The sequence below is a fragment of the Pseudomonas sp. 2 genome, assembly GCF_056627435.1.
In genome coordinates this window covers 499,979-521,987 of record NZ_JBWXNG010000002.1, presented here as the reverse complement: position 1 = coordinate 521,987, position 22,009 = coordinate 499,979, and the positions used below count along the sequence as shown (strand labels likewise).

The 22,009-nt window shown below is 61.0% G+C and carries 20 protein-coding genes; 13 read left to right on the top strand and 7 right to left on the bottom strand.

The features are described from left to right. Nucleotides 1-77 precede the first annotated feature (77 nt). Together AC1MEK_RS05330 and gap are read right to left on the bottom strand one after the other, a co-directional pair. Nucleotides 78-593: an RNA polymerase sigma factor gene (locus tag AC1MEK_RS05330; RefSeq protein WP_480395208.1), complete on the bottom strand. Its 516-nt coding sequence runs from the start codon at nucleotides 591-593 to the stop codon at nucleotides 78-80. 245 nt (nucleotides 594-838) lie between these two features. Continuing rightward, nucleotides 839-1,840 (bottom strand): type I glyceraldehyde-3-phosphate dehydrogenase, encoded by a 1,002-nt coding sequence (gene gap, locus AC1MEK_RS05325; RefSeq protein ID WP_480395207.1) that lies wholly within the window; start codon nucleotides 1,838-1,840, stop codon nucleotides 839-841. Between the two features lie 236 nt (nucleotides 1,841-2,076). On the opposite strand from gap, the gene edd reads away from it, so the two are divergent. From edd to AC1MEK_RS05280, 9 genes are all read left to right on the top strand, one after another. Then, nucleotides 2,077-3,903, top strand: coding sequence for a phosphogluconate dehydratase (edd, locus tag AC1MEK_RS05320; protein ID WP_480395206.1), 1,827 nt, complete (start codon nucleotides 2,077-2,079; stop codon nucleotides 3,901-3,903). Then, on the top strand, nucleotides 3,900-4,865 hold the full coding sequence (locus tag AC1MEK_RS05315; RefSeq protein ID WP_480395205.1) for a glucokinase: 966 nt from the start codon (nucleotides 3,900-3,902) through the stop codon (nucleotides 4,863-4,865). The genes edd and AC1MEK_RS05315 overlap by 4 nt, the downstream gene beginning before the upstream one ends. A gap of 134 nt (nucleotides 4,866-4,999) precedes the next feature. Then, nucleotides 5,000-5,737: a response regulator gene (locus tag AC1MEK_RS05310; protein WP_480395204.1), complete on the top strand. Its 738-nt coding sequence runs from the start codon at nucleotides 5,000-5,002 to the stop codon at nucleotides 5,735-5,737. Between the two features lie 6 nt (nucleotides 5,738-5,743). Next, entirely contained in the window at nucleotides 5,744-7,204 is a 1,461-nt protein-coding gene (locus AC1MEK_RS05305) for an ATP-binding protein (RefSeq protein WP_480395203.1), read from the top strand. 284 nt (nucleotides 7,205-7,488) lie between these two features. Further along, nucleotides 7,489-8,775 (top strand): ABC transporter substrate-binding protein, encoded by a 1,287-nt coding sequence (locus AC1MEK_RS05300; protein ID WP_480395202.1) that lies wholly within the window; start codon nucleotides 7,489-7,491, stop codon nucleotides 8,773-8,775. Nucleotides 8,776-8,927: 152 nt separating this feature from the next. Then, nucleotides 8,928-9,836: a carbohydrate ABC transporter permease gene (locus AC1MEK_RS05295; protein WP_480395201.1), complete on the top strand. Its 909-nt coding sequence runs from the start codon at nucleotides 8,928-8,930 to the stop codon at nucleotides 9,834-9,836. Further along, nucleotides 9,829-10,674: a carbohydrate ABC transporter permease gene (locus AC1MEK_RS05290; protein WP_480395200.1), complete on the top strand. Its 846-nt coding sequence runs from the start codon at nucleotides 9,829-9,831 to the stop codon at nucleotides 10,672-10,674. Before AC1MEK_RS05295 ends, AC1MEK_RS05290 begins: the two co-directional genes overlap by 8 nt. Before the next feature lie 2 nt (nucleotides 10,675-10,676). After that, complete coding sequence (locus AC1MEK_RS05285) at nucleotides 10,677-11,837, top strand: ABC transporter ATP-binding protein (RefSeq protein ID WP_480395199.1); 1,161 nt, start codon at nucleotides 10,677-10,679, stop codon at nucleotides 11,835-11,837. Nucleotides 11,838-11,980: 143 nt separating this feature from the next. Then, a complete protein-coding gene (locus AC1MEK_RS05280) occupies nucleotides 11,981-13,336 on the top strand; it encodes a carbohydrate porin (protein ID WP_480395198.1) in 1,356 nt (451 codons plus the stop codon). A 411-nt stretch (nucleotides 13,337-13,747) separates the two neighbouring features. Here AC1MEK_RS05280 and AC1MEK_RS05275 read toward each other — a convergent pair whose 3' ends face one another. Next, nucleotides 13,748-14,617 carry a MurR/RpiR family transcriptional regulator gene (locus AC1MEK_RS05275; protein WP_480395197.1) on the bottom strand — a complete coding sequence of 290 codons (870 nt, stop codon included), beginning with the start codon at nucleotides 14,615-14,617 and terminating at the stop codon, nucleotides 13,748-13,750. A gap of 231 nt (nucleotides 14,618-14,848) precedes the next feature. Between AC1MEK_RS05275 and zwf the strand changes: the two genes are divergently transcribed. From zwf to AC1MEK_RS05260, 3 genes are read left to right on the top strand one after another with little or no spacing between them, the layout of a single operon-like run. Then, on the top strand, nucleotides 14,849-16,318 hold the full coding sequence (gene zwf / locus AC1MEK_RS05270) for a glucose-6-phosphate dehydrogenase (protein WP_480395196.1): 1,470 nt from the start codon (nucleotides 14,849-14,851) through the stop codon (nucleotides 16,316-16,318). Further along, nucleotides 16,305-17,024 carry a 6-phosphogluconolactonase gene (gene pgl, locus AC1MEK_RS05265; protein ID WP_480395195.1) on the top strand — a complete coding sequence of 240 codons (720 nt, stop codon included), beginning with the start codon at nucleotides 16,305-16,307 and terminating at the stop codon, nucleotides 17,022-17,024. Before zwf ends, pgl begins: the two co-directional genes overlap by 14 nt. A 17-nt stretch (nucleotides 17,025-17,041) precedes the next feature. Next, on the top strand, nucleotides 17,042-17,716 hold the full coding sequence (locus tag AC1MEK_RS05260; RefSeq protein WP_480395194.1) for a bifunctional 4-hydroxy-2-oxoglutarate aldolase/2-dehydro-3-deoxy-phosphogluconate aldolase: 675 nt from the start codon (nucleotides 17,042-17,044) through the stop codon (nucleotides 17,714-17,716). Between the two features lie 313 nt (nucleotides 17,717-18,029). On the opposite strand, the gene AC1MEK_RS05255 is transcribed toward AC1MEK_RS05260, so the two are convergent. Continuing rightward, nucleotides 18,030-18,293, bottom strand: coding sequence for a DUF3820 family protein (locus AC1MEK_RS05255; RefSeq protein ID WP_480395193.1), 264 nt, complete (start codon nucleotides 18,291-18,293; stop codon nucleotides 18,030-18,032). Between the two features lie 225 nt (nucleotides 18,294-18,518). On the opposite strand from AC1MEK_RS05255, the gene AC1MEK_RS05250 reads away from it, so the two are divergent. Then, nucleotides 18,519-18,989 carry a PA2169 family four-helix-bundle protein gene (locus AC1MEK_RS05250; RefSeq protein ID WP_480395192.1) on the top strand — a complete coding sequence of 157 codons (471 nt, stop codon included), beginning with the start codon at nucleotides 18,519-18,521 and terminating at the stop codon, nucleotides 18,987-18,989. A 57-nt stretch (nucleotides 18,990-19,046) separates the two neighbouring features. Here the strand turns inward: AC1MEK_RS05250 and AC1MEK_RS05245 are convergent, their stop codons facing one another. The 3 genes from AC1MEK_RS05245 to rapZ all read right to left on the bottom strand — a co-directional run bounded on the left by AC1MEK_RS05245 (nucleotide 19,047) and on the right by rapZ (nucleotide 22,007). Beyond that, a complete protein-coding gene (locus AC1MEK_RS05245) occupies nucleotides 19,047-20,510 on the bottom strand; it encodes a sensor domain-containing diguanylate cyclase (RefSeq protein WP_480395276.1) in 1,464 nt (487 codons plus the stop codon). A 350-nt stretch (nucleotides 20,511-20,860) separates the two neighbouring features. After that, complete coding sequence (locus tag AC1MEK_RS05240; RefSeq protein ID WP_480395191.1) at nucleotides 20,861-21,133, bottom strand: HPr family phosphocarrier protein; 273 nt, start codon at nucleotides 21,131-21,133, stop codon at nucleotides 20,861-20,863. 16 nt (nucleotides 21,134-21,149) lie between these two features. After that, complete coding sequence (gene rapZ, locus AC1MEK_RS05235) at nucleotides 21,150-22,007, bottom strand: RNase adapter RapZ (protein WP_480395190.1); 858 nt, start codon at nucleotides 22,005-22,007, stop codon at nucleotides 21,150-21,152. Between the last annotated feature and the right edge of the window lie 2 nt (nucleotides 22,008-22,009).

The window sequence follows — 22,009 nt, the reverse complement described above, 5'->3', positions numbered from 1 at the left end:
TTCGGGGCGGGATTCTAGCGCCAGAAGCGCAGGCGGTCCGCCGGATTTCTTATGGAGTATGGATCAGGCTGCTCTCATCAGCGTTCGAGCCGGGCGGCAACCCCGACGCAAATCGCCATGATCAGCTTGAGTTCCTTTTGTACGGTGCTGGCCGAAACGCCCAGTTGTTCGGCGATCTCCAGGTAACTGCAGCCGTTGAGACGGCTCAGGGTAAAGATTTTCTGCTGGCGTGGCGTGAGCTTTTCCAGGCTCGCGTTCAGGCTCTGCAGCAGACGATTGGCGTGGGCGGCGTCCTCCAGCGCGGCGTCCGGGGCGACGACGTTGTAGACATCGGCAATCGGCGCGTCTTCGACGATGGTCCGCGCATGAATGCGCCGGGCACGCAGATGATCCAGCGCCAGGTTGCGCGCGGTCTGGAACACGAAGGGTTCGAGGTGATCGATGGGTCGTTCGCCCAGGGCGCGGGTCACCCGCAGGTAGGTTTCCTGCAGCAGGTCCTCGGCGGTGCTGGGGTTGCGAACCATGCGTTGCAGGGTGCGCAGCAGGATCGTTCGCCGGGCGAGGAAAACGTCATTGAAGTGTGACTGACTCACGAAAGATACCCGACCAGAAAAAAACGCGGATGATAATGATTGTCATCTACTGTTCGGGTCAAGGGTCAAAATTGCAAAGAATGTGTAAACGCGGGACGGAAAACTGCCACGGTGCGCATCTATGGCGATGGGTGAAATCCTTGTGGGAGCCGGCTTGCTGGCGAATGCGGTGTGACATTCAACACTTGTGTGTCTGAATAATCGCATTCGCCAGCAAGCCGGCTCCCACAGTTTTGAGGGGCGGCTTACCGCGCGTTCATCAACGCCAGGCAGTTATCCAGCATGCGGTTAGAGAAACCCCATTCGTTGTCGTACCAGGCCAGCACTTTCAGCAGGCGGCCGCTGACCTTGGTGTGGTTGGCGTCGAAGATCGACGACAGCGGATTGTGGTTGAAGTCGTGGGACACCAGCGGCAGGTTGTTGTAGCCGAGAATCTTCGAATGTTTGGCCGCTTCTTTCATGATCGCGTTGACATCTTCGGCGGTCGCGTCGCGTTTTAGCTGCACGGTCAGGTCCACCAGCGAGACGTTGATCACCGGCACCCGCACGGCCATGCCGGTCAGTTTGCCGGCCAGTTCCGGCAGCACCAGGCCCACGGCTTCAGCCGCGCCGGTCTTGCTCGGGATCATCGATTGCGTGGCCGAACGGGCTCGGTACGGGTCGGTGTGGTAGACGTCGATCAGGTTCTGGTCGTTGGTGTAGGCGTGAACGGTGGTCATCAGGCCGCTTTCGATGCCCAGTTCGCGGTTCAGCACCTGGGCCACCGGCGCCAGGCAGTTGGTGGTGCACGATGCGTTGGAAATGATCTGGTGCGACTGGCGCAGCACGTCATGGTTGACGCCATACACCACGGTCGCGTCCGCGCCTTTGGCAGGGGCGGAAATGATGACTTTCTTCGCACCGGCAGTGATGTGCGCGGCCGCCTTGGCGCGGTCGGTGAACAGGCCGGTGCACTCGAACACCACGTCGATCTTCTCGGACTTCCACGGCAGCTCGGCCGGGTTGCGGATGGCGCTGACCGAAATACGGTCACCATTGACCGTCAGGCTTTCCTTGTCGTGCTCGACGGTGGCGTCGAACGGGCCGTGAACGGTGTCGTATTTGAGGAGGTGGGCGTTGATCTCGCTGTCACCCAGATCGTTGATGGCGACGACTTGCAGGTCCTGACGATAGCCTTGGGTATAGAGTGCTCGTAGGACGTTGCGGCCGATGCGGCCAAAGCCATTGATTGCGATGCGGAGAGTCATACACCCGTCCTCAGTGAATTTGTTGTTGGAATTACAAGATTATTCTCAAAAAAATAGAAAACAAGCCCTGTTAGTGGCAGTATTTTGGTTTATCTACAAATAGAAACCCGTAAAACGGTCACAACTCGCTGAAAAATCAGGCCTTTGCTGAAGCGTTTCTCCAGCGGTCTGAAAAGTTGTCAGGTTTTGTAAGCGTTTGAGAGGGTGACCACATCCGTTAGCCTGGAGTTCATCACATGCATCCCCGCGTCCTTGAGGTAACCGAGCGGCTGATCGCTCGCAGCCGTGAAACCCGTCAGCGCTACCTGCAACTGATCCGGGGCGCGGCAAGCGACGGGCCGATGCGCGGCAAGCTGCAATGCGCCAACTTCGCCCATGGCGTCGCGGCCTGCGGCAGCGAAGACAAGCACAGCCTGCGGATGATGAACGCGGCCAACGTCGCCATCGTTTCGGCCTACAACGACATGCTCTCGGCGCATCAGCCGTACGAGCATTACCCCGAACAGATCAAGAAGGCCCTGCGTGAAGTGGGTTCGGTCGGCCAGTTCGCGGGCGGCGTGCCCGCCATGTGCGATGGCGTGACCCAGGGCGAGCCGGGCATGGAGCTGAGCATTGCCAGCCGCGAAGTGATCGCGATGGCCACCGCTGTGGCGCTGTCGCACAACATGTTCGATGCCGCGCTGATGCTCGGCATCTGCGACAAGATCGTGCCGGGCCTGATGATGGGCGCGCTGCGCTTTGGCCATCTGCCGATGATTTTCGTCCCGGGCGGGCCGATGGTGTCGGGCATTTCCAATAAGGAAAAAGCCGACGTGCGCCAGCGCTACGCCGAAGGCAAGGCCACCCGCGAAGAGCTGCTGGACTCGGAGATGAAGTCCTATCACGGGCCGGGCACCTGCACCTTCTACGGCACGGCGAACACCAACCAACTGCTGATGGAAGTCATGGGGCTGCACTTGCCAGGCGCCTCCTTCGTCAATCCCTACACGCCGCTGCGCGATGCCCTGACTCACGAAGCCGCGATCCAGGTAACGCGTCTGACCAAACAGAACGGCGATTTCATCCCTCTGGGAGAGATTGTGGACGAACGTTCGCTGGTCAACTCGATTGTTGCGCTCCATGCGACGGGTGGTTCGACCAACCACACCCTGCACATGCCGGCCATCGCCCAGTGCGCCGGGATCCAGCTGACCTGGCAGGACATGGCCGATCTCTCCGAAGTCGTGCCGACGCTGACCCACGTCTATCCAAACGGCAAGGCCGATATCAACCACTTCCAGGCCGCTGGCGGCATGTCGTTCCTGATTCGCGAGCTGCTCGATGCGGGCTTGCTGCACGAGGACGTCAACACCGTGGCTGGCCGTGGCCTGCGTCGCTACACCCAGGAGCCGTTCCTCGACAACGGCAAGCTGGTCTGGCGCGACGGCCCGATCGAAAGCCTGGACGAAAACATCCTGCGTCCGGTGGCGCGTCCGTTCTCGCCGGAAGGCGGCCTGCGGGTCATGGAAGGCAATCTGGGCCGTGGCGTAATGAAGGTTTCGGCAGTGGCGCTGGAACATCAGATCGTCGAAGCGCCTGCGCGGGTGTTCGAAGATCAGCAGGATCTGGCCGACGCCTTCAAGGCCGGTGAACTGGAACGCGATTTCGTCGCGGTCATGCGTTTTCAGGGGCCGCGCTCCAATGGCATGCCCGAGCTACACAAAATGACACCGTTTCTTGGCGTGCTTCAGGACCGCGGTTTCAAGGTCGCTCTGATCACCGATGGACGCATGTCCGGGGCCTCTGGAAAGATCCCCGCCGCCATCCACGTCTGCCCCGAAGCCTCCGATGGTGGCCCTTTGGCACTTGTGCGGGATGGGGACCTCATTCGGGTCGACGGTGTAAAAGGAACGTTGCAAGTTCTGATCGAACCGGCAGAATTGGCGGCCAGAGAACCGGCAATCGGACGTTTGTCCCACAACGTGGGCACCGGCCGTGAACTGTTCGGTTTCATGCGCATGGCCTTCAGCTCGGCAGAGAAGGGCGCCAGCGCCTTCACGACGAATCTGGAGACGCTCAAGTGACATTGGCGATGGTGGGTGATATCGGCGGCACCAATGCTCGTTTTGCCATCTGGGAAGACGATCAGCTGCATTCGATCCGGGTGTTCCCGACGATCGATTACGCCAGTCCCGAAAAAGCCCTGCAGGTTTATCTGCAGGATCTGGAACTGCACCTGGGCGATGTCGGTTCGATCTGCCTGGCCGTGGCGGGGCCGGTCACCGGCGATGACTTTCACTTCACCAACAGCCACTGGACGATCAACCGCCAGGCGTTCTGCGCGGCGATGAAGATCGACAACCTGATCATGGTCAACGACTTCACTGCCATGGCGCTGGGCATGACCCGCCTGCGCGACGATGAATACCTGACCGTGCGGCACGGCAAGGGCGACCCGAAGGCCGCACGCGTGGTCATCGGGCCGGGCACCGGCCTTGGCGTCGGCACCCTGATCCGCACCGGTGAAAGCCACTGGACCGCCGTGCCGGGTGAGGGCGGACATGTCGATCTGCCCATTGGCACGGCGCGCGAGGCGCTGCTGTGGACACGGCTGATGGCCGAGCACGAACATGTCAGCGCCGAAACCGTGCTCAGCGGCGCGGGCCTGTTGCTGCTGTATCAGGTCAGCTGCGCGCTGGACGGCATCGAGCCGGAACTGAAATCGCCTGCGGCCATTACTGCAGCCGCCCTGAAGGGCGATCCTGTAGCCTGCGCGGTGCTGGAGCAGTTCTGTGTGTTCCTCGGCCGCGTGGCCGGCAACAACGTACTGACCGTTGGCGGGCGTGGCGGGGTGTACATCGCCGGTGGCGTGATTCCGCGCTTCGTCGACTTCTTCATGCAAAGCGGTTTCAATGCCGCCCTCGCCCAGAAAGGCCTGATGAAGGATTACTTCAAGGATGTGCCGGTGTGGGTGGTGACGGCTGAGTACCCGGGCCTGATGGGCGCGGGTGTGGCGCTGGATCAGGCGCTGGCCGCGCAGGCGTAATAGCGCAGATGCGCTTGTCGTAGCAGCACGGCTTGCCGGCGGGGCGATCTTGAGGACGATCCCGCCGGCAAGCCGTGCTGCCACGGGGCGGTAACCTAACAACAATAATCTCAGTGCTTACAAGGACGACCAAAGTGAACGCTGTCAGTAAATCGATTCTGGTGGTCGATGACGACCAGGAGATTCGCGAGTTGCTGCAAGCCTACCTGAGCCGCTCGGGCTTCCAGGTGCGCACGGTGGGTGACGGGGCCGAGTTTCGTCAGGCGTTCAATGACGAGCCCAGTGACCTGCTGATTCTCGATGTCATGCTGCCCGACGAAGACGGCTTCAGCCTGTGCCGTTGGGTCCGCCAGCATCCGCGCCAGCCCCATGTGCCGATCATCATGCTCACCGCCAGTTCCGACGAGGCCGACCGCGTCATTGGCCTGGAGCTGGGGGCCGACGACTACATGGCCAAGCCCTTCAGCCCGCGTGAGTTGCAGGCGCGGATCAAGGCGCTGCTGCGCCGGGCGCAATTCGGCCAGGAGCGCGCGGCGGGCGAGGTGCTGGTGTTCGACGAGTGGCGGCTGGACATGGTCAGCCACAGGCTGTTCCACAACGATGGCGAAGAGGTGATTCTCTCTGGCGCCGACTTCGCCCTGCTCAAACTGTTTCTCGACAACCCGCAGCAGATCCTCGACCGCGACACCATCGGCAACGCCACCCGCGGCCGCGAGCTGATGCCGCTGGAGCGCATCGTCGACATGGCGGTGAGCCGCCTGCGCCAGCGTCTGCGTGACACCGGCAAGGCGCCACGGCTGATTCGCACGGTGCGCGGCAGCGGCTATCTGCTGGCGGCCAACGTGCTGCCGCAAGCGGGCAATGGTTACTGATCGTTGATGGCGCCCGAGAAAAAACGCCGCCTGCCGGTGCCGCGCTCGCTGCTGGGGCGCATGCTGTTGCTGACGCTGTTGGCGGTATTGCTGGCCCAGACGCTGTCCAGCCTGATCTGGCTGTCGCAGTTGCGCGCCACGCAGATGGAAGGGCTGATTACCAGCGCCCGCAGCCTGGGTTTTTCCATGGCGGCCAGCGTCAGTTACTTCCGCTCGCTGCCGGTGGCGTTTCGCCCGATGGTTCTCGACCAGTTGCGCAGCATGGGCGGGACGCGGTTCTTCGTCTCGCTCAATGATCGCCCATTGGACATGCAGGTGCTTGAGCCCACGGTGCGCAAGTCGGCGGTGATCAACGTAGTGGGCCAGGTGCTGCGGCAGAACCTGGGGGCCGACCCCGACATCCTCGTGCGCTTCGTGCGCCCGGAAGATCTGCGCATCTTCAACAGCGGCCTGAAGCTCGATGAGCTGCCGCGCTCCTGGGCGCACTACGCGCTGACGCTGGAGCCGGTGAACCCGCCGGTGCTGGTCACTCAGATCGAGCTGTCGCCGGGCGAATGGCTGTACATCGCCTCGCTGTTGCCCGAGCCCTACACCATGCTCGAAGAAGAAGGCCTGCCATCGCAGCAGGTCTGGTTCATCGCCCTGACGAGTATCTTTCTGCTGGTGTTCATCGGCCTGTTGGTGCACTGGCAGAGCGGCCCGCTCAAGCGCCTGGCCCACGCCGCGCGGGACCTTTCTCTGGGCGCTGACGTGGAACCGGTGGTGGAGGGCGGCGGCAGCGAGGTGGTCGAAGTGACCCGCGCGTTCAACACCATGCGCGAGCGCATCAGTCGTTACCTCACCGAACGCGGGCAGCTGTTCAGCGCCATTTCCCACGATTTGCGCACGCCGATCACGCGCCTGAGATTGCGCGTCGAACTGCTCGAAGACGAGGCGATGCAGACCAAGTTCACCCGCGATCTGGATGAGCTCGAACTGCTGGTCAAGGGCGCGCTGCAATGCGTGAAGGACACCGACATTCACGAGAACATCGAGCCGGTGGATCTGAACCACGCGCTGGACTGCCTGATCGAACCGTACCTGGCGCCAGCCGGCGGTGGCCGGGTCACGTTGCAGGGCAAGGCGATGTCGATGTTCTACGGCAAGCCGCTGGCGTTGCGGCGCTGCATGGGCAACCTGATCGACAACGCCATCAAGTACGGCGACAAGGCGCACCTGTTCGTCGAGGACGATGCCGAGGCCTTCATCCTGCATGTCGACGACGAGGGGCCGGGGGTTCCGGAGCAGCGTCTGGAGCAGGTCTTCGAGCCGCATTTTCGTCTGGCGGGCAAGCAGCAACAGGGCTACGGCCTGGGGCTGGGCATCGCGCGCAACATCGCCCACAGCCATGGCGGCGAAGTGACGTTGCAGAACCTGCGCGAGGGCGGGTTGCGCGTAACGCTGTTCCTGCCCCGCGTAGCGGATTGAAATCAAATCACTGACTGGCCTAAACCTCTGTGGGAGTGAGCTTGCTCACGAAGAGACCGCTGCATTCCTGCATCATCAGCGGCCGGCAGTCCGGATTCGTGAGCAAGCTCACTCCCACAGCGATTAAAGGCCGTAACAGGTGCGTGAAAGTTGGAATTCGAATGTCACAAACCTGTGACACTCGCGCATCCCTTCGTTACCGACGGCTCTATCCCGTTGTTTATCATCCATGCAGCGCAAGCACCAAGACTTGCTCATGCATAACAACAATAAAGGTCAAATTGATGAATTCGATTACTCGTCTCGCCGCACTCGTTTCTCTCGCCTCGTTGTTCCCTCTGAGCGCTATTGCCGCTGATTCCAAAGGCACTGTCGAAGTGGTCCACTGGTGGACGTCCGGTGGCGAAAAGGCTGCTGTCGATGTGCTCAAGGCCCAGGTCGAAAAAGACGGTTTCACCTGGAAGGACGGCGCCGTAGCCGGTGGCGGCGGTTCGACCGCCATGACCGTGCTGAAATCCCGCGCCGTGGCCGGCAACCCGCCTGGCGTCGCCCAGATCAAGGGCCCGGACATTCAGGAGTGGGCATCCACTGGCCTGCTCGACACCGAGGTGCTCGAGGGCACTGCCAAGGAAGAGAAGTGGGACAGCGTCCTGGACAAGAAAGTCTCCGATACCGTGAAGTACGACGGTAATTACGTAGCCGTACCGGTGAACATCCACCGCGTGAACTGGCTGTGGATCAACCCGGAAGTCTTCAAGAAAGCCGGTATCGAAAAAGCCCCGACTACCCTCGAAGAATTCTACGCCGCTGGCGACAAGCTGAAGAAAGCCGGTTTCATCCCGCTGGCCCACGGCGGTCAGCCTTGGCAGGACAGCACCGTTTTCGAAGCGGTGGTGCTCTCTGTGATGGGCGCCGACGGCTACAAGAAAGCGCTGGTTGACCTGGACAACGGCGCGCTGACCGGTCCTGACATGGTCAAGACGCTGACTGAACTGAAGAAAGTCGCCACCTACATGGACCCGGACGGCAAGGGCCAAGACTGGAACCTGGAAGCGGCCAAGGTCATCAACGGCAAGGCCGGCATGCAGATCATGGGTGACTGGGCCAAGTCCGAATGGACCGCGGCCAAGAAAGTCGCCGGCAAGGACTACGAGTGCGTGGCCTTCCCGGGCACCGACAAGGCCTTCACCTACAACATCGACTCCCTGGCCGTGTTCAAGCAGAAAGACAAAGGCACCGCGGCTGGTCAGCAGGACATCGCCAAGGTCGTGCTGGGCGAGAACTTCCAGAAAGTCTTCAGCATCAACAAGGGTTCGATCCCGGTGCGCAACGACATGCTGGCTGACATGGGCAAGTACGGTTTCGACTCCTGCGCCCAGACCGCCGCCAAGGACTTCCTGGCAGACGCCAAGACCGGCGGCCTGCAACCGAGCATGGCTCACAACATGGCCACCACCCTGGCCGTGCAGGGCGCGTTCTTTGACGTCGTGACCAACTACATCAACGACCCGAAAGCCGATCCGGCCGACGCGGCGAAGAAGCTGGGCGCTGCGATCAAGGCTGCCAAGTAAGTTATAGCACCGCAATTCCCTGTGGGAGGGAGCTTGCTCACGAAAGCGGAATGTCAGCCCCTGATGTTCCATCAGGCAAACCGCCTTAGTGAGCAAGCTCACTCCCACAGGATGCACGCTCGTAATCGTCACTTTCTGTACTGGATTTCACCATGAGTTCTGTTGCTGTCTTCAGCAAAGCCTCGCCGTTCGATGCCTTGCAGCGCTGGCTACCCAAACTGGTGCTGGCCCCGAGCATGTTCATCGTTCTGGTGGGCTTCTACGGCTATATCCTGTGGACGTTCGTGCTGTCGTTCACCAACTCGACTTTCCTGCCGTCCTACAAGTTCGTGGGGCTGGCGCAATATGCCCGTCTGTTCGACAACGATCGCTGGTGGGTGGCGAGCAAGAACCTGGCGGTCTTCGGTGGCATGTTCATCGCCATCAGCCTGGTGGTCGGCGTGTTGCTGGCGGTGTTTCTCGACCAGCGTATCCGCCGAGAAGGTTTTATCCGCACCATTTACCTGTACCCGATGGCGCTGTCGATGATCGTCACCGGTACCGCCTGGAAATGGCTACTCAACCCGGGTATGGGCCTGGACAAACTGCTGCGTGACTGGGGCTGGGAAGGCTTCCGCCTGGACTGGCTGATCGATCCGGATCGCGTGGTCTATTGCCTGGTCATCGCGGCTGTGTGGCAAGCCTCGGGCTTTATCATGGCGATGTTCCTGGCGGGCCTGCGCGGCGTCGATCAGTCGATCATCCGTGCCGCGCAGATCGATGGCGCGAGCATGCCCAAGATCTACTGGAAAGTGGTGCTGCCCAGCCTGCGTCCGGTGTTCTTCAGTGCGGTGATGATTCTGGCGCACATCGCGATCAAGAGCTTCGACCTGGTGGCGGCGATGACCGCCGGTGGTCCGGGTTACTCCTCTGACCTGCCAGCGATGTTCATGTACTCGTTCACCTTCAGCCGCGGCCAGATGGGTATGGGCTCGGCCAGTGCGATCCTGATGCTCGGTGCGATTCTCGCGATCCTCGTGCCTTACCTGTATTCCGAGCTGAGGACCAAGCGTCATGACTAGTCTCGCCGACAAACCTTCACTGAGCCTGAGCCGTATCGCGATCTACGCGGTGCTGATCGGCGCCGTGCTGATCTACCTGGTGCCGCTGGTGGTGATGCTGCTCACCAGCTTCAAGTCGCCTGAAGACATCGGCACCGGCAACCTGCTGAGCTGGCCCACCGAAATCACCGCCATCGGCTGGATCAAGGCCTGGGCGACGGTCAAGGGCTACTTCCTGAACTCGATCCTGATCACCGTTCCGGCAGTGCTGATCTCCACCGCTATCGGCGCGTTGAACGGCTACGTGTTGTCGATGTGGCGTTTCCGTGGCTCGCAGCTGTTCTTCGGCCTGTTGCTGTTCGGCTGCTTCCTGCCGTTCCAGACCGTCCTGCTGCCAGCCTCGTTCACCCTCGGCAAGATGGGCCTGGCCAGCACCACCACAGGCCTGGTGTTTGTCCACGTGGTCTACGGCCTGGCCTTCACCACGCTGTTCTTTCGCAACTACTACGTGAGCATTCCCGATGCGCTGGTCAAGGCTGCGCGCCTGGACGGTGCCGGTTTCTTCACCATTTTCCGGCGGATCATTCTGCCGATGTCGACCCCGATCATCATGGTCTGCCTGATCTGGCAGTTCACTCAGATCTGGAACGACTTCCTGTTCGGTGTGGTGTTCTCCAGCGGTGATTCGCAGCCCATCACGGTGGCGCTGAACAACCTGGTCAACACCAGTACCGGGGTCAAGGAATACAACGTTGATATGGCGGCCGCGATGATCGCGGGTCTGCCGACCCTGCTGGTCTACGTGGTCGCAGGCAAGTATTTCGTGCGCGGGCTGACGGCCGGCGCAGTCAAGGGGTAATCATGGCAACGCTCGAACTTCGCAATGTAAACAAGACTTACGGGACCGGCCTGCCGGACACCCTGAAGAACATCGAACTGTCGATCAAGGATGGCGAATTCCTGATTCTGGTCGGGCCTTCAGGCTGCGGTAAGTCGACCCTGATGAACTGCATCGCGGGCCTGGAGAACATCACCGGCGGCGCGATCATGATCGGCGACCAGGACGTCAGCGGCATGAGCCCCAAGGATCGCGACATCGCCATGGTGTTCCAGTCCTACGCGCTGTACCCGACCATGAGCGTGCGCGAGAACATCGAGTTCGGCCTGAAGATCCGCAAGATGAGCCAGGCCGACATCGACGCTGAAGTGGCGCGCGTGGCCAAGCTGCTGCAGATCGAACACCTGCTCAATCGCAAGCCGGGCCAGCTCTCCGGTGGCCAGCAACAGCGGGTGGCCATGGGCCGGGCGCTGGCCCGCCGGCCGAAGATCTACCTGTTCGACGAACCGCTGTCCAACCTCGACGCCAAGCTGCGGGTCGAGATGCGCACCGAAATGAAACTGATGCACCAGCGCCTGAAGACCACCACGGTCTACGTGACCCACGACCAGATCGAAGCGATGACCCTGGGCGACAAGGTGGCGGTCATGAAGGACGGCATCATTCAGCAGTTCGGTACGCCCAAGGACATCTACAACGATCCGGCCAATCTGTTCGTCGCCAGCTTCATCGGCTCGCCGCCCATGAACTTCATTCCGCTGCGCCTGCAACGCAAGGACGGGCGGCTGGTGGCGCTGCTCGACAGCGGCCAGGCGCGTTGCGAACTACCGATGAACATGAGCGATGCGGGGCTGGAAGACCGTGAGGTGATTCTGGGCCTTCGCCCCGAACAGATCGTGTTAGCGTCCGGTGAGTCTTCCGGGATGCCGACCATCCGCGCTGAAGTCCAGGTCACCGAGCCGACGGGGCCTGACACGCTGGTTTTCGTCACGCTCAACGACAGCAAGGTCTGCTGCCGCCTGGCCCCGGATGTGGCGCCGGCGGTGGGCGAAACCCTGACCCTGCAATTCGATCCGGCCAAGGTGTTGCTGTTCGATGCCAAGACCGGGGAGCGTCTGGGCAGGCTGGGAAAGTCTGAGCCCGGACAGGGCATGAGCAATGTCACTCGTATCAATCGCAACTGAGCGCAACCCGGCGCGCAGGAGCACTGCGTGAAAGAGCACCTGTGAAGGGCGGTTTTCTGCCGTAAGAACGGCCCTTCAGGCACACGAGGCAAGTGGTTACAACGCTGTTCTAGAGCTAATAACAATAAAACGAGGATTAAGGGATGAAGAAGGTAAAAGGCAAATCGCTTGGCCAGTTCCGCCTGGTCGGTGGACTCTCTGTCTTGGGGGCCTTGACGATGTCGGGTTCGGCGTTCGCGCTCGAGCCGTTCAATGCCAACGAGCACATGACCGGCGACTGGGGCGGTCTGCGCAAAGAGCTGCACGACAAGGGTTATGACTTCAACCTGGAGTACGTTGGCGAGATGGGTGCCAACGTCAAGGGCGGCTATAACCACGACAAGACGGCGCGTTACAGTGACCAGTTCGCCATCGGCACCCAGATCGACCTGGACAAGGCCTTCGGGATCAAGGACGCCGAGTTCAAGCTGACCATCACCGAGCGTAGCGGTAACAACATCTCCAACGATCGTCTGGGCGACCCGCGCATCGGCACCTTGAGCTCCTCGCAGGAAGTCTGGGGCCGTGGCCAGACCTGGCGCCTGACCCAGATGTGGTACAAGCAGAAGTACTTCGACGGCGCGCTGGACGTCAAACTCGGCCGTATGGGCGAGGGCGAAGACTTCGGCAGCTTCCCTTGCGACTTCCAGAACCTGACCTTCTGCGGCACCCAGGCGGCGAACTACGTGAACACCTGGTACAACTGGCCAGTGAGCCAGTGGGCCGTTCGCGTGAAATACAACATCACCCCAGAGTTCTTCGCGCAGGTCGGTGTGTACGAGCAGAACCCGTCCTACCTGGAAACCGGCAACGGCTTCAAGCTCAGCGGCAGCGGTGCCAAGGGCACGCTGGTTCCGGTGGAAGTGGTGTGGTCGCCAACCGTCAACTCGCTGCCAGGCGAATACCGCCTGGGCTGGTACTACAGCAGCCCGAGCGCCGATGACCTGAAAGACGACGTCAACGGTCAGCCTCAGGCGATCACCGGCAACGACTTCAAGTCCCATGGCAGCAAGCATGGCTGGTGGTTCGTGGCTCAGCAGCAACTGACCACCGTCGGCGGCGATGCCTCGCGCGGCATGAGCGTGTTCTTCAACGCCACCGTGCATGACAAGGCCACCAACTTCGTCGACAACTTCCAGAACGTCGGTCTGGTCTTCAAGGGCCCGTTCGATGCACGTCCGAAAGACGACATCGGTGTGGGTGTGTCGCGTATCCACGTCAACGACAACGTGCGTGACCGCGCTCGCCTGATCAACCAGCTGAACGGCATCGACGACTTCGACAACCCGAACTACCTGCCGATCCAGACCACCGAGTACAACTCGGAGATCTACTACGGCGTACACGTCACCGACTGGCTGACCGTGCGTCCTAACCTGCAATACGTGGTGCATCCAGGTGGTACCGACCACGTGGACAACGCCTTGGTTGCCGGCATCAAGCTGCAGACCAAGTTCTAAGGTGTCACCTGCGGCGCGTACCGCTCCTGCGCGCCGCACTCTCTCTGATGTGCTTCACAAACGATCAAGGGTCGTGTGTGCTTTGCGGGCAGCCTGGCTGCCCGTTTTTTTATGGGGTTGGTTTGTTTTTTTGAGGGTGATTGGGGAGGGGGGCTGGGGATTGCTACATGGATGCCCTGTCGGGCCATTCGCGAGCAAGCTCGCTCCCACATTTGTTGCAACGTGCCACATTCTGACAGATCACCTTGACCGCCTTTGGTGACCGACTCGAGCCTCCAGGCTAAGCACCAGTCTAAATAGGGAATCCATCAGGCCATGGCACGTTGCAAAAAATGTGGGAGCGAGCTTGCTCGCGAATGGCCCGACAGGGCATCCAGTAGCAATTTCAAGCCAGGCCCAACTCAACTCAACTCAACTCAACTCATCATCCACCGGATACCGGCTCGCGTTCAGGCTTTCCTTGATCTTGCGCAGGTGCGGCTGGAAATCCACGCCGCGGCGCAGGGTCATGCCGGTGGCCAGGACGTCGAGCACGGTCAGCTGGACGATGCGCGAGGTCATCGGCATATAGATGTCGGTGTCTTCGGGCAACGGGATGTTCAGGCTCAGGGTGCTGGCCTTGGCCAGTGGCGAATTGGCAGCGGTGAGGCCCAGCACCGATGCGCCGTTTTCCCGGGCCAGGCGCGCGACTTCCACCAGCTCGCGGGTGCGGCCGGTGTAGGAAATGATCACGAACAGCTCGCCGGTGTGAGCCACCGACGCCAGCATGCGCTGCATCAGCACGTCGGCGTGGGCCGTCACCGCGAGGTTGAAACGGAAGAACTTGTGCTGCGCGTCGATGGCGACAGGCGCAGAAGCGCCAAGGCCGAAGAAGTGGATCTGCCGCGCCTGGATCAGCAGGTCCACGGCCTTGCTGACCAGCACCGGATCGAGCACCTGGCAGACGCTGTCCAGCGAGGCGATGGCGCTGGCGAAGATTTTGCGGGTGTAGGCCTCGGGATTGTCGTCGGCCTCCACTGCACGGCTGACGTAGGCCGCGCCGCTGGCCAGGCTCTGCGCCAGTTGCAGCTTGAGTTCGGGGTAGCCGCTGACATCGAACGAGCGGCAGAAGCGATTGACGGTCGGCTCGCTGACCTTGGCGGCCTGGGCGAGGGCGGCAATGCTGAAGCGGGTCGCCTGCTGGGGATTGCTCAGAATCACCTCGGCAACTTTGCGCTCGGCCTTGTTCAACTCCTCAAGACGACTCTGGATCTGCTCCAGAAGATTGCGTACGCGTTCCATTCAAAATCCTTCTCAGAAGCGGCAAACAGGCGAATCACAAGGCCGTAAGTGTAAAGGTAACGACATGGGCCTTTAGCCTGTAGCAAAGGTGGCCTATCGTACTGAGGGCCTTGAGTGATCACCACTGTAATGTGCTTTTCGAAGAAATGTTGTGGTTATTACTACATTTGGCCTTGAGTAACGCCTTTAAAAAAGGTATTTGTAGTCTAACTTGATAAAAGAACAAACATTATGCTCTCGATTACGGTTGAACCGTGCACTTTCGCCTTGTTCGGCGCCCTGGGCGATCTGGCAGTGCGCAAGCTGTTCCCTGCGTTGTACCAGCTCGATCGTGCTGGACTGCTGCATGCCGAGACCCGAATTCTTGCCCTGGCCCGTGAAGCGGGCACGCCAGAAGAGCATCTGGCCTACATCGACAAGAACCTGCGCCGCTTCGTCCCCGAAAGCCAGCTTGAAGCCGAGCACGTGGAGCGTTTTCAGGCGCGCCTGAGCTACCTGCACGTGGACTTCCTCAAGGGCGAAGATTACGTCGGCCTGGCCGAGGTGGTGGGCGATGCCCAGACCATGATCGCCTACTTCGCCACGCCGGCTTCGGTTTATGGCGCGATCTGCGAAAACCTCGCCCTGGTCGGCCTGACCGAGCGCACCCGTGCGGTGCTGGAAAAACCGATCGGCCACGATCTGGCGTCTTCGCGCCGGGTCAACGATGCCGTGGCCAAATTCCTGCCGGAAAACCGCGTCTACCGGATCGACCATTATCTGGGCAAGGACACGGTGCAGAACCTCATCGCACTGCGTTTTGCCAACAGCCTGTTCGAAACCCAGTGGAACCAGAACTACATTTCTCACGTCGAGATTACCGTGGCGGAGAAAGTGGGCATTGAGGGCCGCTGGGGTTACTTCGACCAGGCCGGGCAGTTGCGCGACATGGTGCAGAACCACCTGCTGCAGCTGCTGTGCCTGATTGCGATGGACCCGCCGAGTGACCTGTCTGCCGACAGCATTCGCGACGAGAAGGTCAAGGTGCTCAAGGCGCTGGTGCCGTTCACGCCGGAGCGTCTGGCCACTCAAGTAGTGCGCGGCCAGTACATCGCCGGTTACAGCGAAGGCAAGCCGGTTCCCGGTTATCTGGAGGAGGAAAACTCCAACACCCAGAGCGACACCGAAACCTTCGTCGCCATTCGCGCCGACATCCGCAACTGGCGTTGGGCGGGGGTTCCGTTCTATCTGCGCACCGGCAAGCGCATGCCGCAGAAGCTGTCGCAGATCGTGATCCACTTCAAGGAACCGCCGCACTACATCTTCGCCCCGGAACAGCGGATGCAGATCAGCAACCGCCTGATCATCCGTCTGCAGCCTGATGAAGGCATTTCGTTGCAGGTGATGACCAAGGATCAGGGGCTGGACAAGGGCATGCAGTTGCGCAGCACGCCCCTGCAACTGAGCTTCTCCGACGCCTACCACAGCTCGCGCGTCCCGGACGCCTACGAGCGGTTGTTGTTGGAGGTCATGCGCGGCAATCAGAACCTGTTTGTCCGCAAAGATGAAATCGAGTACGCGTGGCAATGGTGCGACCAACTGATCGCTGGCTGGAAAAAGGCGGGCGACGCGCCCAAGCCTTATGCGGCAGGCTCCTGGGGGCCGATGAGCTCCATTGCGCTCATTACTCGTGACGGGAGGTCCTGGTATGGCGATATGTGAACTTGAATTTCCAGCGGGTCTGAAGGCCCTGGAGTTCGATAACCCAGAACTGCTGGCCACTGCGCTGGCCGATCACGTGGCCTTGCGTCTGGCATCGGCCATTGAAAACAACCCTTACGGTACTGCCACGCTGGTGGTGTCCGGCGGCAAGAGCCCGGTGGCGTTCTTTCAGGCGTTGGCGCAGAAGCCGATCAAATGGTCGCGGGTGGTGATCAGCCTGGCGGACGAGCGCTGGGTGCCGACCGAGCACGCCGACAGCAATGCCGGCCTGCTCAAGCGCCACTTGCTGCAGGGCCCGGCGGCCGAGGCGGGCTTCTTTAGCCTGTATCGCCCGACTCAGACCCTGGACGAAGCTGCTGCGGCCACCGACGAAGCGCTCAAGGACTTGCCGAAGATCGACGTGCTGGTGCTGGGCATGGGGGACGACGGCCATACCGCTTCGCTGTTTCCCGACAGCCCGAACCTGGCCGAGGCGCTGGACCTCAACAGCACGCGTCGTTGTCTGCCGATGCAGGCACCGAGCACGCCGCATCAGCGCCTGACCATGACCCGCGCGCTGTTGGCGACGGCCAGCACGCCCATCCTGTCCGTTTCCGGGCAGGCGAAACTGGAAACACTGCGCACGGCACTGGCGGGCGATGACCTGGCCCAAATGCCGATCCGTGCGTTCCTCAACCCGGCTTTAGAGATCTACTGGTGCCCATAAGCAAAGGATCAGCCGCCATGGAGAAAACCCAAGTGACACAACCGTTGAATAGCATGGCGAGCAAAGTTGCCCAGATCGACGAACTCTGCGCGAAAGCGAAGATTCTTCCGGTCATCACCATTGCTCGCGAGCAGGACGTGCTGCCACTGGCCGACGCGCTGGCGGCAGGCGGCCTGACCGCGCTGGAAATCACCCTGCGCTCCGAGTTCGGCCTCAAGGCCATTCGCATGCTGCGCGATGCGCGCCCGGAGCTCTGCGTTGGCGCAGGCACTGTGCTGGATCGCCACATGCTTAAGGCCTCGGAAGAAGCCGGCTCGCAATTCATCGTGACCCCGGGCAGCACCCAGGATCTGCTGGAAGCCGGCGCGCAGAGCGAACTGCCTCTGCTGCCGGGCATCAGCAGCGCGTCGGAAATCATGATCGGTTATGCCCTGGGCTATCGCCGCTTCAAGCTGTTCCCGGCTGAAATCAGCGGCGGTGTAGGCGCGATCAAGGCGCTGGGCGGTCCATTCCCGGAAGTGCGTTTCTGCCCGACCGGCGGCGTCAGCGCAGCCAACCTGAAAAACTACATGGCACTGCCCAACGTGATGTGCGTAGGCGGTACCTGGATGATCGACAGCGCCTGGGTCAAGAACGGCGAGTGGAGTCGCATCACCGACGCCACCGCCGAGGCAGTGGCGCTGTTCGACTGATTGAATCGCTGACACCTCCTGCATCGATTCTGCGACAGCTCCCGTTCAAGCGGGGGCTGTTTTAATCAGACTTCAGCGATGGAGTTCAATGCATTGGGGTGTTGCTACAGAAGTCGTTGTTGCATGGCTTTTTAACGGTGTTCTCCGGTCAGGGAGCACCGTTTTTTTTGCCTGTTTTTTGAGTTTCAAGGGCAGATATACATATGTACCGCACCGGGATCGGTGCGGGCACGTATCGTTAGCGCTCCTTTGTAGTTCGCTTTCCATCGAGCTCTTTAGCGGCGTCTTCTTCCAAGGGGGACGCCGCTTTTTTTTACGTGAAGCGAATCGGGGTCTTGATCGCATTCTGCTTCAGCGGCTCGCGCGGGCGCGTGCGTAACGGGTCGAGCAGCGCCGACAGGCCGTTGTGATCGATTTCGTGCATCAGCGCCAGCAGGCCGCCCAGTTCTCCAGCCGGAAAGCCCTTGCGGGCAAACCAGTTCAGGTAATCGCCCGGCAGGTCAGCCAGCAGGCGCCCCTTGTACTTGCCGTAGGGCATCTCGCGGGTGACCAGCAGTTTGAGTTTTTCCGGGTTCATGGCATCGCCGTTGGTCTTTTCGAATGAACTGGCAAGATACGTGCATTCTGCATGCAGGCCAACCTGCCGATCATGCAGAACACGCGGCTGCGTAATTTCATGTGCGTTTTAACTATCTGATTTTTATGGTATTTATCTTTGTTGAAAGTCTGGCACGGGCGCTGCAACGCTGTGGTCATCGAGTGATTTGTCTCTTCGATCAACCTGCCAGAAAGGAAACTCAAAATGACGGATATCAACAAAGAAGCGATCTCGGTACTCAATGATCTGATCGAGACCAGCAAGGACGGCGAAAAAGGTTTTCACACCAGCGCCGAAGACATCAAGAACCCTGAAATCAAGGCTTACTTCCTTTCTCGCTCCTCCGAATGCGCCACCGCCGTACGCGAGCTGCAGGCCGAAGTCCGCGCACTGGGCGGCGATCCAGAAACCTCTTCCAGCGCCGCGGGTACGGTGCATCGCCTGTGGGTCGAGTTGAAAGCGGCCGTGACCGGCAAGAGCGACGAGGCCATTCTCAATGAAGTGGAACGCGGTGAAGACCATGCGCTGAAAGCCTATCGTGACGCACAGCAAAAGGCCTTGGAAAAAGCTCTGCCGACCAACGTCGTCAGCCTGATCCAGCGTCAGCTGGCCGGCGTGCAGGCCAACCATGACAAGGTCAAGGCGCTGCGTGACTCGGTTCGCCGGGCGAGCTGATTTCCTGCGTTAGCTGTACGGTCGATAAAAAAAGCGCCAGTTGATCTGGCGCTTTTTTCATGCGGTTTCAGCTGACAGAGAGGGCGGCCGCTCGACACGATTGCGTCCCAGGCGCTTGGCCTCGTAGAGCGCCTTGTCCGCGGCGGCGAGTAACCTGTTCAGGGTGCCGGCCATGTCCGAGGTGCGGGTCGCCACGCCGATGCTCACGGTCGTGGGCGCGGTGTCCGTGCCGAAGGGCGGCAGTGACTCGATGGCGCTGCGGATCTTCTCTGCCATGGCCCTGGCGCCGTCCAGATCGGTTTCCGGCAGCACGACCATGAACTCTTCACCGCCATAACGCGCTGCGAGGTCACCCGGTCGCCGCGTGCTGGCCGCCAGGGTCAGGGCGACGTTACGCAGCGCGTCATCGCCGCCGTGATGCCCATGGCGATCGTTGAACGCCTTGAAGTGGTCGACGTCGATCATCAGCAGCGACAGCGGCTGGCCGGTGCGCAGGCTGCGAGCCCATTCCTGTTTCAGTGCTTCGTCCAGCCGGCGGCGATTGGCAAGGCCGGTCAGGCTGTCGGTGGACGCCAGTTTCGCCAGGCCGCGCTCGGCGCGACGGCGCAGGCGCAACTGTCGGCCCAACAGCGAAGACAGCCAGAGAATGCCCAGGCACAGCAGCCCGGTGGCGCCTGCGACCAGCAGCGCGTTGCGCTTCCACACGGCATAGACCTCGCCCCGGGACTGAACCACCACAACGATCAGCGGCAGGTCGCCTACGCGGGAGAAGGTGTACAGCCGCTTTTCATCGTCGAAATCCGAGAGGGCGGTAAAGCTGCCATTGATCTCTTTCATGATCCGCTGGAAGTTGGGCTGCTGGCTGAAATCCTGGCCAATGAACTTCGCATTCGCGCCTTCCGGTTGTCGGGCGAGCAGGATGCCTTGGGCGTTGATCAGGTTGATCGTGCCGCTGCGCCCGACATCCAGGCCGCGGAACAATTGGTTGAAGTAGGAAAGACGCATCGACGCGCTAGCCACGCCGACGAAAGATCCGTCAGGGGAGGGGATGCGGCGGCTGAAGCTGATGCACCAGTCCTTGAAACCCCAGCGCGACTTGAACGGCCCATCCACCTTCAGCGCCAGGGACGGGTTGTCCCGATGAAACTCAAAGCCAGGCCGGTCGGCAAAGTTGTCGGGCCTGGGCTTTACCGAGGTGGAGTCGGCAACGATCGCGCCGTTCTCGTCGAGCATCACCAGATCGCCCTTGTAAGGCGCAGCGGTGGAGCGATCGAACAGCACCTGCCGGCGCAGGGCAGGCGATATCGCCATGACCTCGGGCATCTGCCATGCGTCGATCATGCCCCTGAGCGAAATATCATAGAGATCGGCGTTGCGCTGCACATCCGCATCGATCAACTGCACCACATTATTGGCCGAGCGCACTGCCGTTTCGGTGGCATTGCCATACTCGCGATACAACAGCGACGCGACGATGGCCAGGATCGCCAGCACTGCGAGCAGGCTGCCGGACATCAGCATTCTTTCCGACCGGGACCAGTCACTGGGCGGCGGTATGGCGACGGAAAAGGTCATCGAGCAGCTCTGTCGAAAGTGGGCCCCTGAGGTCCTGCTGGCCGAAAGCATTGTCGCGGCGTGCACGTTAGTCAATGCGTCAGGGAGTGAATGACGTTCGGGACGTCGGAGTCGAGCATTAAGGAGACGTCAGCTGCGTCGATCAAGTCAGAAAATTCCGCTAACTGTGTAAGGATTCGGCTGGAACATCTGAGATGTGACTCAAGCAGCGCAAAAAGACGCTTGAGCGGGGGAGAGGAGTCACTTGAAGCCCTCGGTGTCGAGGGCTGGCAGGCGGGGAGGAGGAGAGAGGGGAATCACTCCCCCTCATCAAACCTGTTGTTGATCAGCTCGATCAGGCCCTCGAGCGCTGCGTGTTCGTCATCGCCTTCGGTCAGCAGGTGGATTTCGGTGCCTTTGCCGGCGGCGAGCATCATCACGGCCATGATGCTCTTACCATCGACCATGCTTTCCGGAGTGCGGCCGACGCGGATCTGGCAAGGGTATTTGCCGGCGACACCGACGAATTTGGCGGCGGCGCGGGCGTGCAGGCCCAGCTTGTTGATGATGGTGATCTGATGAGCGGGCATCGCGTTGGGGATCCTTTCAGCTTAGGTCGCGGTGGCGGACCTGAACATTCTTGAGCGATTGTTGCAGGGCCTGACCCAGGCGTTCGGTCAGGTAGACGGAGCGGTGATGCCCGCCGGTGCAGCCAATGGCAATGGTGACGTAGGCGCGGTTGCTGGCGGCGAAGCGCGGCAGCCACTTGTTGAGGTATGAGGAAATGTCCTGGAACATTTCTTCGACATCCGGCTGTGCGGCCAGGTATTCGGCGACCGGTTGATCGAGGCCCGATTGTTCGCGCAACTCCGGCTTCCAGTACGGGTTGGGCAGGCAGCGGACGTCGAACACCAGGTCGGCGTCCACGGGCATGCCGCGCTTGAAACCGAAGGATTCGATCAGAAACGCCGTGCCGGGCTCGGGCTTGTTCAGCAGCCGCAGCTTCAGGGTGTCGCGCAACTGATAAAGGTTCAGGTGCGTGGTGTCGATGGTCAGGTCGGCCAGGTCGATGATCGGGCCCAGCAGCGTCTTTTCGTCACGAATGGCCTCGGCCAGCGAGCGCGTGGCGTTGCTCAGCGGGTGGCGGCGGCGGGTTTCGGAAAAGCGCTTGAGCAGGGTCGATTCTTCGGCATCCAGAAACAGCACGTCACACTGGATGTGCCGGCCCCGGACTTCTTCGAGCATCCGCGGAAAGCGAGTGAGGTGGCTGGGCAGGTTGCGCGCGTCAATGGAGACGGCCAGCAACGGCTCGGCCAGTTCGGTGTTGATCAGCGCCCGTTCGGCAAGCTCGGGGAGCAGGCCGGCCGGCAGGTTGTCGACGCAGTAGAAACCGCTGTCTTCGAGAACATCGAGGGCCGTGCTCTTGCCGGAGCCAGAGCGGCCGCTGACGATGATCATGCGCATGA